Raw genomic sequence first — 13,913 nt, 5'->3', positions numbered from 1 at the left:
TAAAATATGGGGGCGATATGAAATGAAAATTTTATAGCTCGGAAAATATGTATAAAAACAGGAGCATCTTTTTCCGGTCGTCATTTACCGTTTTGTTCGATTGTATTTTGATGTCTGTTTTCATTTATCACGAATAGATGCAGTAAAAATAGACAATTTCAAAATAGAAATGTAAACCACAAAAAATATAATTGAGCAGATTTCTGATTCTCCTGAAACCTGCTTCCTAAAAATTCTGAATAATCTCATTTGCATTCCTGCAATTCTCCGTAAATTTGCTTTAATTGTATTGTTATTTAAAAATTTTAGAAAGATATGAGACGAATTCTTTTTGGATTATTGATTGCGGCCATGGTGTTTACTTTTGGCTGCAAAGAGAAAAAAAAGGAGGACAAACTTCCGCGTGTTGCCATTGCCGGTTTGGCCATTGAATCGAGCACCTTTTCGCCTGCACAGTCGGGTATTGAGGCCTTTCATGCACGCCGCGGAGACGAGATATTCAGTTATTACCCGTTTATGGACGATACGGCAGCTACGCGTCAGCGGGCCGAGTGGTTCCCGACTTTGCGTGGTCATGCGCTGCCCGGAGGAATTGTAACCCGCGAGGCATACGAAACGCTGGTTGGTGAAACGCTTGACCGTTTAAAAGAAAATATGCCTTATGATGGATTGTTTTTTGATATTCACGGCGCCATGAGTGTGGTTGGTTTGGATGATCCGGAAGGCGATTTTATCGAACGCATTCGTAAAGTAATCGGCGATGATGTGCTTATTTCTACATCGATGGATTTGCACGGAAATGTAACTGAACGACTGGCACATTACAGCGATATGATTACCTGTTACCGCATGGCACCGCACGAAGATGCAATAGAATCGAAAAAACGTGCGTTGACCAATCTGCTCGACCGTTTGGAGAGCGGTTTGGGCAAACCAAAATACAAAGCCTGGATCCCGGTTCCGATATTATTACCCGGCGAAAAGACAAGTACCCGCATCGAACCGGGGAAAAGCCTTTATGCTAAAGTTGCCCCGGCAGCAGCGCGCGAAGGCGTGATTGATGCAGCTATTTGGGTGGGCTACGCATGGGCAGACGAGCCGCGCAACCGTGCGGTGGTTATGGCGTATGGCGACGATGAAGAAGCAGTAACAAAATCGGCCGAAGAACTGGCGCAGGCCTTTTGGGATGTACGCGAACAGTTTGAATTTGTGGCTCCGGTGGCTACACTGGATGAATGTCTCGACAGGGCAATTGCCTTTAAAGAAAAGCCCTTTATCATCAGCGATATGGGCGATAATCCTACAGCCGGTGGGGCCGGAGACGTTACCTGGACATTAAACGAAATCCTTCAACGAAAAGAATTCAAAAAGGAAAACGGACCATCGTTAATTTATGCATCCATTCCCGGCCCCGATCTTGTTGCCAAAGCTGTTGAAGCCGGTATAGGCGAAACAGTTACCGGCATGGTTGGTGCCCTGGTTGATGATCGTTATTGCGGACCACTTGAATTAACGGGCAGGGTGGAAGCCATCAAAGAGGGCGATCGTTATGCCGAAACCGAAGTGGTAATTAATATCGGAAGTGTTGATGTTATCGTGACTAAAAAGCGGAAGCCCTATCACCACGAAACTGATTTTACCGATTTGAGCCTGTATCCGCGAGAAGCGGATATTGTTGTTGTTAAAATTGGTTACCTGGTTCCGGAGCTTTACAATATGCGCGCCGGTTGGTTAATGGCACTTACTCCGGGAGGCGTTGATCAGGATTTGGAGCGACTGGGGTACAAACGTATCCATCGCCCAATGTTCCCGCTTGATAAGGACATGGCCGATCCTGATCTTTCAGCACGACTGATTCCACTGGCTGACGAGTAAAAATAAAGGCGTTTGTGCAAATGGTGCAAGCGCCTTTATTTTTAAACAAATAGTCAATCCTTATTCTGCTAACGATTTTTTCTTTAGTTTTAAAATCCAATAATAATCTAAACCAATAAACATGAGAAAAGTAGTATTTCCATTTGTTATCCTGTTATTTATTGCGCTTACTGCTTGCCAGAATAAAGTTCCGGTGGGAGAGTGGCAAACCATTTTTGATGGCGAAACACTGGATGGCTGGAAAAAAGCCGGCGAAAATCCGGAGAGTATTAGCGTTGAAGATGGAATGATAAAATGTGCAGGAGAACGGTCGCACCTGTTTTATGAAGGCGATTTTAAAAACTTTGAATTTGAAGCCGAAATAAATGCACAGGAACATTCAAATTCGGGCGTATTTATTCATACCGAATACCAGGAAGAAGGATGGCCGGCAAAAGGCTACGAAATTCAGGTGAATAATTCTTATCGTGGCTCTGTTAAATTTCCCGAGCGACGAAAAACCGGAAGTATATACAACGTACGTAACGTTTATTATCCGCTGGCTGGCGATAACGAGTGGTTTACCATGCGAATTAAAGTAGTGGAAAATGTTGTTGAAGTTTTTGTGAACGATGTTAAGGTGAACGAATACATCGAACCGGAAAATCCGTGGCGGTGGAATGGTGGCGAAAATACCAAATTAAGTCATGGGACATTTGCTTTGCAGGCACATGACCCGGGCAGCACAACTTATTACCGTAATATCCGCGTAAAAGCAGTTCCTGAGGCAGAACCGGTAACTCCGGAAGTGGATGAAGAGTGGGATACAAAAGTTACCAAACTGATGTTTGCAGGTTTTCCGTTGGTAGATTACCACGTACACTTAAAAGGCGGTTTAACGCTCGATGATTTGGTGGAGAATTCGCAACGTTTGGGAATAAACTATGGTGTTGCGCCAAACTGTGGCCTTCATTTCCCTGTAACCGACGATGAATCCTTGTATGCATACATGGATGAAGTAAAAGGAAGCCCAACGTTTAAAGGTATGCAGGCTGAAGGACGCGAATGGATCACGCTGTTCTCGGAGGAAGCGGTGGCTAAATTCGATTATATTTTTACCGATGCCATGACTTTTACCGATAGAAAAGGACGACGTAACCGTATTTGGATTCCGGAAGAAGTGTGGGTGGACGATAAGCAGCAGTTTATGGACGACCTGGTAGAAAAGATCGAAGCAATTTTCTCACAGGAACCGGTTGATATTTATGTGAATCCAACAGTTTTACCAAATGAGTTGATGCCGGAATACGAGCAGCTCTGGACAAAAGAGCGCATGCAACGTGTGGTAAAAGTTTTGGCTGATAACGGAATTGCATTGGAAATAAATGCCCGTTATAAAACACCAAGTGCAGAAATGATAAAAATGGCTAAAGAAGCCGGTGTAAAGTTTTCGTTCGGAACAAACAACGTAACCAAAAACCATGGCGAGTTGGAGTATTGTCTTCAAATGCTGGAAGAGTGCGAATTAACGCCAAACGATATGTTTGAGCCCAAACCCGATGCTGAAAAACCGGTAAACGTAAAAGGATTACCCGATAAAATTACGGGATAGAAAAATAAAAAAACGGGTAAGACCAAATAGATCTTACCCGTTTTTTATGGGAAATAACCATCGGTCAATGAAACTCTATCCTTGGGCTGAATTCATGCAAAATGCCTTTTTTCTCTACCGCAAATTCAATCAGGTCAACTGCCTGTTCATTCGTAAATGATCCGCGGTTAATTGTAATATCAAATACATCTTCATGAAGGTTGTTTTCTTTTAAAGCCTTTCGAAATGTTGCCCGTTCTTTCTCAACCTTTTCGATAAAAGCAATTGCCTCGTTCCGGTTGAGTTTATTATTCGTCATAATGGTATTTATCCGGTACCCAAGCGGTGCCGTTAACCGTATGTGTAAGGCATTTTTAATATCGCTGGCAATAATATGGCTGGCACGTCCCACAATTATACAATGACCGTCAATTGCAAGCGTTCGAACCACTTCTTTAACCGTTTTTATAATCCGCTCTTCACTTTTGTATCGCTTATCACGAAAGGCTTTTAAAATCTCTTCAAAAACATAGCGGTCGGTCTTTTTAAAGGTTTGCCGTACCATTTCCGGATCCAGATCCAGCTCCTTGGCGCTTTCATAAAATATTTCCTTACTCAGTACATTCCACGAGCCTTTTGCGAGGTTTTTATTGAGTCGTTCAGCTACTAGCCGTGCTAAAACCAGGCCATTACAACCCACTTCGCGAGATATGGTAATCACCGGTCCGGCCTCATGCATGTTGCCATATTCACGAGCTTTTGCCTCTTTCAGGCGGCTGTTCAGATAGTTCATCAATGAATTTCCCATAATTTCCAAGCTTTGTTACATTCTAGATTACGCTAATTCTGGTGATCATGTTATGTTTTTGCCCATGATTTTGGTGTGAGATTATACTGCACTTTCAATTTTTATGAATATTAACCGCATTTGTGCCAATTATAACTATCAGAATGTCTGTGTTTTGGTTGGTTGTTGTTCTTGGTGGTGACAACAGTCAGTTCAATTCTGAACACGAAGCGCTATCTTTAACTTCTATTAAATCTTAATACATTCTAAATAATTACAGAAACAGTATCTTCGTGAAATTTTTATAAAACTGCACAATATGTTTGACAAAAATACTTACATCGATCGTAGAAATAAATTGAAATCCAAGGATTTAAAAGGTATCGGATTATTCTTCGGAAATGGTGAGTCACCAATGAACTGTTTGGATAATACTTATCATTTTCGTCAGGATAGTTCCTTCCTGTATTTCTTCGGTCTTGATTTTCCCGGGCTGGCCGGAGTAATTGACTTTGAAAGTGGTGACGAATACATTTTTGGTGATGATGTGGAGATTGACGACATTATTTGGATGGGGCCACAGGTTCCTTTAAAAGATAATGCCGCCAAAGTGGGAATTACCCAAACAGCGCCGTTTGCAAAACTATTCGACATTGTTAAGAAAGCGATGAATGCCAACCGAGTAGTTCATTTCCTGCCTCCGTACCGTGGCGAGAACAAGATTTTACTGGAAAAATTAACCGGACTTTCTGCCTTATCAATTCAAAGTCATGCATCGCTGGAGTTTATTAAAGCCATTATCTCGATTCGTGAAATTAAGGAAGCGCAGGAAGTGGAAGAGATAAAAAAAGCCTGTGCAACCGGTTATCAAATGCATGTAGCGGCAATGCGTATGGCGCACCCCGGGACTTGGGAGCAAAAAATTGCCGGAACTATGGAAGGAATTTCATTTGCCGGTGGAGGAATGGCTTCATTTCCGATTATCCTTTCGCAAAACGGCGAAACGCTGCATAACCACGATCATTCGCAAATTCTTGAAAAAGGTCGGTTGATGTTATGCGATGCCGGTGCTGAATCATTGCTTCATTATGCATCCGATTTTACGCGTACTACTCCGGTAGGTGGAAAATTTACCAGTAAACAGCGTGAGATTTATGAGGTGGTTTTGGCTGCCAATAATAAGGCTACAGAGCTTACCAAGCCGGGTGTTACCTATTTATCGGTTCATTTGGCTGCTGCCGAAGTAATTGCTGCCGGATTAAAAGAGCTGGGGCTGATAAAAGGCGATGTAAAAGAAGCAGTGGCCGCCGGAGCTCACGCTCTGTTTTTCCCACACGGTTTGGGACATATGATGGGACTGGATGTACACGATATGGAAGATCTCGGACAAATTTATGTGGGTTACGATGATGAGATTAGGCCCGCCAATCAGTTTGGAACAGCAGCTTTGCGTTTGGGAAAACGTCTGAAACCGGGCTTTGTAATCACCAACGAACCGGGCTGTTATTTTATTCCGGCGCTGATTGACAAATGGCAGGCCGAAGGCATAAACAAAGACTTTATAAACTTTGATAAGGTGAATGAATACCGTGGATTTGGCGGAATCCGTCTTGAAGACGATATTCTTGTTACCGAAACAGGTAGCCAAATAATAGGAGAGCGGGTTCCTATAGAACCCGATGAAGTTGAAAAGATCGTTCAACAAGGATAAATCATACAAAGGCATTCATAATTGTGGATGCCTTTTTTTTAATATCCGGTGGTAAAAATAATCCATTTCCGACAGAAGCTCATCGCGCACGGCACAACACCTTTCCCGAATTTCTTCTTGCGATTTAGCTCCTTTATACGGGCTTTTAAAGCCCAAATGCAGTTTCCGTTTATAGTTTACTTTCGGAATTGTTAACTCCTCGCTTGTTCCTTCGCCCACCGTTATCAGGTAATCAAAATCCATATCAGCATATTCTGTATAACTGTGAGGCACGCTTTGTTGCAAATTTATGCCGGCTTCGCTCATCACATCCATAGCAATAGAACTAACATGATCCACAGGATCTAATCCGGCAGAATAAATTTGTAGATTGTCATCGTTGTAGTTTCGTAGTATGGCTTCGGCCATTTGACTTCGGCAAGAGTTGCGGTTGCTTAAGAATAAAATACTTATCCCATCATTTTAGATTTAAGTTGGTGTCTGTTCAAAAATTGGAATAGTAATTTACTATAATTCTTTCACAATAAAAATGTCTTATGTTTTGATAATTAAACTTTTAACAATGTTTAGAAACATGGTTCCAGAACATATTTTTAACCAATCATATTGAATTAAGTAGTGGATACAGCCCTTATCGATAAATGTAAAGTAAACATGCATTAAACCTGCTAAAAAAGGCTCGTACAGAAGATTTTAGCGCATGAATGGTGCAAAATAACATTCGCTAACCAATTGAAAACCAATTGCTATAAAATTCATAAAATATTATTTTCTCTTATTAATTGAGTATTAATGGGGATTTCCCTATTTTCGTAGGTGAATGATATCATGAAAATCGTTGCAATACGATGTAAAAAATAATGTAAATGGAACCTAAAGATCTAAAAAACTCGGAAGAGTTAAAGCGTACGGAGAATACTGACCTTGAGAATTCTGAAGTTAAACCAACTTCGGAAGAAGCTGCGAAATCGGAAGACCCGAATACTGTTGAGGATGAAAAAAGTGTTGAACCCACCGAGGAAAAAATACCCGAACAACCTCCGGTAGAAGCCGTTGAAGAAACTGCGACAGAAGAGCCTGAAACAGAAGTGGCAGAAGAACCACAAACGGACTCGGAGACCGAATCAAAATCAGAAGAAGAAAGCACAACAGATTCAGCTGAAGTAGAGGAAGACACTACTGAAGAAAAAGAAGCAGAAGAAGTACAAGTTGAACCGGAAACTGTAGCCACAGAAAAAGAGCAGCCAACAACGGAAAGTACAGCAGAAAAAGCAGAGCCTGTTAAAGAAGAAAAACCGGAAAAAAGAGAGCCGGTCGATTATTCCAATCACTCAAAGGTTGAGCTTGTAAATGCTCTTCGCGACGTACTTGAAGGTGAAAGTGATATCAACGTAAAAGAAGAAATAGACACTATTAAAGCAGCTTTTTATAAGATTCTGAACGAAAGCATAGAAGACGACAAAAAGCAATTTATTGCCGATGGCGGTGCTGAAGAAGAGTTTGAACCCGAAGAAGATCCGTACGAAAAAGACATTAAAGATCTGCTAAAAAAATACCGCCACATTCGTATTGAGCACAACAAGCAGATGGAAGCCGAAAAGGAGGAAAATCTGCAGAAAAAATATGAGGTTATCGAAAAAATTAAAGGATTGATCAATAACGAAGAATCGATCAATAAAACCTTTAACGAATTTCGTGATCTTCAAAGAGAATGGCGTGAGATTGGTTTGGTTCCGCAATCAAAAATGAAAAATCTTTGGGATACTTATCATTTCCATGTTGAAAATTTCTACGATTATATAAAAATCAACCGCGAGCTGCGCGATCTGGATCTGAAAAAGAACCTGGAAGCAAAAATCAAACTTTGCGAAAGGGCGGAAGAGCTGCTGGTTGAAGAACCATCAATTCTGAAAGCTTTTAACACCCTTCAGAAATACCACGAACAATGGCGCGAAATTGGCCCGGTGCCTCGCGAGCAAAAAGACGATATTTGGGAACGTTTTAAAGCGGCAACAACCAAAATCAATAAAAAGCATCAAGACTTTTTTGAGAATAGAAAAGTTGAGCAAAAGAAAAATCTGGAAGCCAAAACAGCACTGTGCGAAAAAGCTGAAGAGATTATTCAGGAAGAAATTTTGAACCACAAAGAGTGGGATGAAAGATCAAAACAACTTGTTGAATTACAAAAAGTTTGGCGTACAATTGGGTTTGCGCCACGAAAGGACAACAACAAAATTTACGAGCGTTTCCGCACTGCCTGTGATGCCTTTTTTAATGCCAAGCGCGCATTCTATGCCAAAAACAAAGAAGAGCAACAGAATAATCTGCAGTTGAAAACTGATTTGTGTGTTCAGGCAGAGTCGTTGAAAGACAGTGAAGACTGGAAAAAAACAACACAGGACTTTATAAATATCCAGAAAAAATGGAAAGAAATTGGTCCAGTGCCTCGTAAACATTCTGATATTTTGTGGAAACGTTTCCGCGCAGCATGCGACTTTTTCTTTGATAAAAAATCGGAGCACTTCACGGATGTGGATACCGAGCAGGATGATAATCTGAAACTGAAAGAAGACCTGATTAAAGAGGTGGAAAACTTTAAACCGGTTGACAGCGTTGACAAAAATCTGGAATCGCTTAAAAATTTCCAGCGCCGATGGACAGAAATTGGTCACGTCCCGTTTAAAAAGAAAGATGAAATTAAAGTACAGTTCAGAGATGCCATTAACAAATTGTTCGATGAACTAAATTTGGACGATGAAAAACGCAATCTGTTGAAATTCAGAAATAAGATGTCGTCGTTCTCTGAGTCATCGCGTGGGCAAAACAAAATGCGCATGGAACGCGATAAGTACATGAACAAAATGAAACAGCTGGAAAACGACCTGGTATTGCTGGATAATAATGTTGGGTTCTTTGCCAAATCGAAAAATGCAGAATCGCTGATTAAGGATGTGAAAAAGAAAATTGAAGTAACCAAGCAAAAAATTGAGTTGCTGAAAGACAAGATTCGCGTTATCGATGAAATGGATAATGACTAAAGAATAAAATCTATTCCAATATTTAAAGCCGGTTTTTACCGGCTTTTTTTATTTCCACAGGTTATTTTTAAACTTGCAAGTTAAGCTCAGTAAAAATGTGAGGCCCCAAAAATTAAGGTGTACAATAATTCTTAAAATAGCTTAAGATATCCTTACATCTTGGTATTTTCTTCTATCATAATCTTTTATAACTTTGGTAGTGAGTATAGCCATTATTTGTACAAACAGGTATGTGGCACTTAAAACTAACTAAAACTAATAATCTGAGTAATGAAAAGTAAAAGTCATTCATCCCGACGATCGTTTATAAAAAACACGGTTCTCGGCACAGCCCTTGTTTCCTCGGCTCCAACAATTTTAGCGAATTCCTACAGCCAGCGGATAATGTTGAACCCACGTGAATTTGAACCGACCCAGTATTCAGCCAACGACCAGGTACAGTTGGCACTGATAGGAGCCGGAATTCAGGGTATTTACGATACGTCTTCGGCTCTTCGCGTGCCGGGGGTGAAACTGGTTGCTGCCTGTGATTTGTATACCGGCCGTTTGCAACGTGCAAAAGAATTATGGGGCGACGATATTTTTGTAACCCGTGATTACCGTGAAATCCTCAACCGCGAGGATATTGATGCCGTAATTATTGCCACACCGGATCACTGGCATATAAAAATCAGTACCGAAGCGTTAAACGCCGGAAAAGCCGTTTATTGTGAAAAACCAATGGTACAAAATTTCGATGAAGGTCACCCGCTGATTCAAGCCTGGAAACAGTCGGGGAAGGTTATGCAAATTGGAAGTCAGGGAATGTCGTCGCTGGGTAACGAGAAAGCCAAACAATTGTATGAAGATGGAGCCATTGGCGAGATTGTAATGCTTGATATGTATAACGACCGTTATTCGGCAGAAGGGGCCTGGCAATATCCGATACCGCCGGACGCCAACCCCGACACGGTGGATTTTGATACATTCTTAGGGCGTGCTCCTAAAGTTCCATTTGAACTGAAACGTTTTTTCCGTTGGAGAAATTACAGGGATTATGGTACCGGAGTAGCAGGCGATTTGTTTGTACATGCTTTTTCTACCCTGCATTATGTAATTAGTTCAAATGGTCCGGAGCGTGCTCAGGCAACCGGAGGATTACGGTACTGGGATGATGGACGTGACGTTCCTGATGTTTCTATAACACTTTACGATTTTCCGCAAACGAATACACATGCTGCTTTTAATGCTGCTTTCCGCGTGAATTTCATAGCCGGAAGCGGTGGCGGAGGTGGTTTCAGGTTAGTTGGTACTGAAGGCGAAATGGAAATCGGCTCGAATAGTGTAAAACTCAATCGTTCGAAACTGAATATGAAGCCTCAAGGTTATTCCTTAATTGCTTATACGGAAGAGATGCAGAAGAAAATTAAGGAAGAGTATGATATGAAATACCTGAACGAAAGAAAGGCGGATCTGAATATTGGCGAAACCGTTTACGAGGCTCCGCACGATTACGAAGGTGCTCATTACGATCATTTCTATAATTTCTTTCAGGGTGTTCGCGGACAAAAGAAAATCGTTGAAGATCCGGTTTACGGGCTACGTGCTGCCGGAGCTGCTTTGCTGGCCAATGAAAGCTATTACCAGGCAAAACCGGTACTTTGGAATCCGGATACGATGAAATTGAAATAGTAAATTTTAAGAAATACCGACTACGAAAAAGTGCATTTCGTGAATGAAATGCACTTTTTTATTGGTGAATTTTGAATGATTTGTTCTAATTATTTTCCGATACAGAAGATTTAAATCTTTTATATCTAAAGAATTAAGGATTCTGGTGTACAGATAAGAAACAGTCTGGTAGCTCAACTGCCTGATATTTAGATTTTTATTTATTTACTTTGGTTTCTAAAAAGTACTGAATTTTGTTTAATTATCCTAAATTAGTATAAATTCTTAAAAATTGATTTATTTAACTTTGACACTTTCTTAATTTGTCTTTTGATAGATAAATTTTTCATTTATTATAAAAAACACATACATCTGCTGTCTTTATGTTTTAACTGACTATTTCGTATCTGATATTGTTATGTTAGCGCAACTTCTTTATGATAGCCAGTTAATTACAAATAAGAATATAACATTGTTTTAAACTGCCACAAAGCATTTTTCTTTCACAAAGAAATTTAACCAAACAATCAATACAAGAATTCAATTATCAATTCACCCCTAAAATCACCCATGCGGGTGATTCTTTGATGCCGTTTTTCTTTAAACTTTGTAAGAGTATTTTTAAGGAAAACAGATACAATACCATGAAAACAACTAACAAAATTGATGTACATCACCATATTTTTCCAAAAGAATATGTTGAGGCGCTAAAGGAAGTAGGAATTGAAAAATCTATTGGTGTAAAATTGCCGAAATGGACAGTGGAAACTTCATTTAAAAAGATGAAAGAAAATGGGGTTAAAATTGCCATGTTGTCCATTTCAACACCGGGTGTTTACTTTCCCGACGTAAAAGTGCCTGATGATTTTCCTGAAGTTTTGGCACGCTTAACCAACGAAATTATAGCAGAAACGAAAGACATTTATCCTGATCAATTTGGTGGTTTTGCCACAATCCCTATGTTAAATCCAGACGCGGCTTTAACTGAATTGAACTATGCCTTAGACACTCTTCATTTAAATGGAGTTTGTTTGATGACCAATTATTTAGGCAAATATTTGGGTGATGAAATTTTTGAACCATTTTTTAATGAGTTGAATAAACGAAAAGCTGTGGTTTATATTCATCCTACCGACCCGGGAGTAGAATTCGATTCTGGATTAGGTATGCCCAATGCATTAATAGAGGCACCTTTTGATACCACACGTGCTGTAGCCAACATGATGTACAGCGGAGTGCTTGACAGGTATCCTGAAATTCGGTATATTTTATCGCACGGAGGTGGCACAATTCCCTATATAGCATGGCGATTGGCAGGAATTGAGTATGGACAAAAAGATAAAAAGCCACCAATTATAAGAACTTTTTACGATTTTCTAGTAAATGGCGAACCATCCAAAGGACTTCAACACCTGAAAAGAATGTATTACGATACGGCTAATGTTTCTGGTAACTATGCCATAAAAACGTTACAGGATTTTGCCGGTCCGGACCATATCGTTTTTGGAACTGATGTTTGCATTTCGAAACTGGCACCAATTGTAACTAAAAACCTACTAAAACAGGGAGACTTTAACGATAACCAATTAGAGAAAATGGCATTTACAAACTGCCTGAAATTATTTCCTGAGCTTGAAAAATACTATAAATGACGAGTGATGAAACAGAAAATCAAAGAAACATACTGGAGCCGGTTTTCGGAAGATTACGAAGAAAAACAGCAAAAGGTAGTTGGCAAAGAGTTGCTTTCTCTCACCAGGCAAGAAATGCTGAAAGAATCTGATTTAGGAAAAGCTCTGGAACTGGGTTGCGGAACCGGATTGTATACCGAAATCCTTTTGAAAAATTCAAAGATTGTTGTTGCCACGGATTTCTCCGATGACATGGTTGCCACTGCAAAGCAAAAAAGAGGAAACCTGCAAAAAGTGGAATTCAAAAGAGCCAATGCCTTGAATCTTGATTTTGAAAATGAAAGCTTTGACACGGTTTTTATGGCTAACCTGATTCACATAATTGGGAATGCAGAAAAGGTGATTCAGGAAAGTAAGCGGGTATTAAAAAGCGGTGGATATCTGATAATAACCTCTTTTGCTATAGATGATATGAATTTCTTTAGCCGGATGGCCGTAGGAATTCGCTACATAAAAACTTTTGGGAAACCATCTGATGAAGCATTAAAAGAAAAAACCACCAAAAAAAGTATTGAGAGTCTGCTTGTGAAGAATGGTTTTGAAATTTCCAAAAGTGTGATGTTGGGCAAGAAGTCCAAAGCATTTTATATCACATCGATAAAAGATTAGAAGAATAAAAACAACAGAAAACATGAAACTAAAAAAGAGACGAACTTTACTAATTGTAACCCTGGGATTAATAGTATTTCTAATTTTACCGCTGGCATTTAAAAACAAGCCGCAAAGGATGTTAACCGGACCGGATCTTTCAGAAATAGAATACTCCGAAATTACATTCAAGAACAAAGCAGATAGTCTAAAACTGGCCGGAATGCTGATGCTACCTGAAGGCGACGGGTCATTTCCCGTGGTTGTTTTTATCCACGGATCAGGACCTAGTTTTAGAAACAGTGTTTGGTATTTATCGGTGGCAAAGCATTTAACAAATAATGGAATTGCCGTTGTGCTTCCCGATAAAAGAGGATGTGAGAAATCGGAAGGAGAATGGATTGGAGCTGATTTTAACCAATTAGCAAGTGATGTTTTAGCAGCTGTTGAATATGTAAAAGGGCAGAATACTTTTGACTATTCTGAAATTGGAGTTTTGGGGATGAGCCAGGGGGGATGGATCGCCCCGGTTGCCGCAACTAAATCCGCAAATATTGATTTTGTGGCAACCATGTCAGGGGCAACGGTTACAACCGACGAACAATTGGTATACGAAGAAATTAATAATATCGAACCTTATACTTATCGATTTATTGCAAAGGCTCTTGCTCCGCTTACTTCCAAAAGGATCAGCAAAATGCCCCATCAGAAAGCATTGGTTGGTTTTGATCCTATTCCGTATTGGCAACAAATACATGTCCCTGTATTTATTGGATTTGGAGGCGATGACAGAAATGTTCCTGTTGAAAAATGCAAGGAGAAACTAAAAGTTAACAATCTCAATAATTTCCTTGTAAAGGTTTATCCAAAGGGTGGTCATGCCATTAGCGATCCTGTCACAAATAAAGTGAGCGCTGAATATCTAGACGATTTGGTTGCATTTATTCCGCTACCTCTTGTAAACACAAACAAAACGTTGACTGAGCTACCGAAAAATGATTAA

At 40.1% G+C, this 13,913-nt stretch carries 10 protein-coding genes; 8 read left to right on the top strand and 2 right to left on the bottom strand.

Annotated features, from left to right (window positions below; translation table 11 throughout):
* Positions 1-315: 315 nt before the first annotated feature.
* Positions 316-1,875 carry a M81 family metallopeptidase gene (locus LH29_RS19585; protein ID WP_045032971.1) on the top strand — a complete coding sequence of 520 codons (1,560 nt, stop codon included), beginning with the start codon at positions 316-318 and terminating at the stop codon, positions 1,873-1,875.
* A 121-nt stretch (positions 1,876-1,996) separates the two neighbouring features.
* On the top strand, positions 1,997-3,466 hold the full coding sequence (locus LH29_RS24365; RefSeq protein ID WP_045032970.1) for a DUF1080 domain-containing protein: 1,470 nt from the start codon (positions 1,997-1,999) through the stop codon (positions 3,464-3,466).
* A gap of 64 nt (positions 3,467-3,530) precedes the next feature.
* Here the strand turns inward: LH29_RS24365 and LH29_RS19575 are convergent, their stop codons facing one another.
* Positions 3,531-4,253, bottom strand: coding sequence for a cytidylate kinase-like family protein (locus LH29_RS19575; RefSeq protein WP_045032969.1), 723 nt, complete (start codon positions 4,251-4,253; stop codon positions 3,531-3,533).
* 298 nt (positions 4,254-4,551) lie between these two features.
* Here LH29_RS19575 and LH29_RS19570 point away from each other — a divergent pair, with 298 nt between their 5' ends.
* On the top strand, positions 4,552-5,943 hold the full coding sequence (locus tag LH29_RS19570) for an aminopeptidase P family protein (RefSeq protein ID WP_045032968.1): 1,392 nt from the start codon (positions 4,552-4,554) through the stop codon (positions 5,941-5,943).
* Positions 5,944-5,958: 15 nt separating this feature from the next.
* Here the strand turns inward: LH29_RS19570 and LH29_RS24090 are convergent, their stop codons facing one another.
* Positions 5,959-6,390: an arsenate reductase/protein-tyrosine-phosphatase family protein gene (locus LH29_RS24090; protein ID WP_262485570.1), complete on the bottom strand. Its 432-nt coding sequence runs from the start codon at positions 6,388-6,390 to the stop codon at positions 5,959-5,961.
* A 419-nt stretch (positions 6,391-6,809) separates the two neighbouring features.
* Here LH29_RS24090 and LH29_RS19560 point away from each other — a divergent pair, with 419 nt between their 5' ends.
* The 5 genes from LH29_RS19560 to LH29_RS19540 all read left to right on the top strand — a co-directional run bounded on the left by LH29_RS19560 (position 6,810) and on the right by LH29_RS19540 (position 13,913).
* Complete coding sequence (locus LH29_RS19560) at positions 6,810-8,981, top strand: DUF349 domain-containing protein (RefSeq protein WP_045032966.1); 2,172 nt, start codon at positions 6,810-6,812, stop codon at positions 8,979-8,981.
* Between the two features lie 270 nt (positions 8,982-9,251).
* Positions 9,252-10,652, top strand: coding sequence for a Gfo/Idh/MocA family protein (locus tag LH29_RS19555; RefSeq protein ID WP_045032965.1), 1,401 nt, complete (start codon positions 9,252-9,254; stop codon positions 10,650-10,652).
* Positions 10,653-11,275: 623 nt separating this feature from the next.
* Positions 11,276-12,283, top strand: coding sequence for an amidohydrolase family protein (locus tag LH29_RS19550; protein ID WP_045032964.1), 1,008 nt, complete (start codon positions 11,276-11,278; stop codon positions 12,281-12,283).
* Between the two features lie 6 nt (positions 12,284-12,289).
* A complete protein-coding gene (locus LH29_RS19545) occupies positions 12,290-12,931 on the top strand; it encodes a class I SAM-dependent methyltransferase (RefSeq protein ID WP_045032963.1) in 642 nt (213 codons plus the stop codon).
* Between the two features lie 22 nt (positions 12,932-12,953).
* A complete protein-coding gene (locus LH29_RS19540) occupies positions 12,954-13,913 on the top strand; it encodes an alpha/beta hydrolase family protein (RefSeq protein ID WP_082063864.1) in 960 nt (319 codons plus the stop codon).

It is taken from the genome of Draconibacterium sediminis, from assembly GCF_000949475.1.
GTDB lineage: Bacteria > Bacteroidota > Bacteroidia > Bacteroidales > Prolixibacteraceae > Draconibacterium > Draconibacterium sediminis.
Note: the sequence above shows the minus strand (reverse complement) of the source record. Positions and strands in the feature narration are given on the sequence as shown.

Excerpts from the sequence above, each read along its gene's own strand:
- LH29_RS19570 (WP_045032968.1), top strand. The coding sequence starts at position 4,552 with ATGTTTGACAAAAATACTTACATCGATCGTAGAAATAAATTGAAATCC.
- LH29_RS19545 (WP_045032963.1), top strand. The coding sequence starts at position 12,290 with ATGAAACAGAAAATCAAAGAAACATACTGGAGCCGGTTTTCGGAAGAT.
- LH29_RS19575 (WP_045032969.1), bottom strand. The coding sequence starts at position 4,253 with ATGGGAAATTCATTGATGAACTATCTGAACAGCCGCCTGAAAGAGGCA.
- LH29_RS19560 (WP_045032966.1), top strand. The coding sequence starts at position 6,810 with ATGGAACCTAAAGATCTAAAAAACTCGGAAGAGTTAAAGCGTACGGAG.
- LH29_RS19540 (WP_082063864.1), top strand. The coding sequence starts at position 12,954 with ATGAAACTAAAAAAGAGACGAACTTTACTAATTGTAACCCTGGGATTA.
- LH29_RS19555 (WP_045032965.1), top strand. The coding sequence starts at position 9,252 with ATGAAAAGTAAAAGTCATTCATCCCGACGATCGTTTATAAAAAACACG.
- LH29_RS19585 (WP_045032971.1), top strand. The coding sequence starts at position 316 with ATGAGACGAATTCTTTTTGGATTATTGATTGCGGCCATGGTGTTTACT.
- LH29_RS24365 (WP_045032970.1), top strand. The coding sequence starts at position 1,997 with ATGAGAAAAGTAGTATTTCCATTTGTTATCCTGTTATTTATTGCGCTT.
- LH29_RS19550 (WP_045032964.1), top strand. The coding sequence starts at position 11,276 with ATGAAAACAACTAACAAAATTGATGTACATCACCATATTTTTCCAAAA.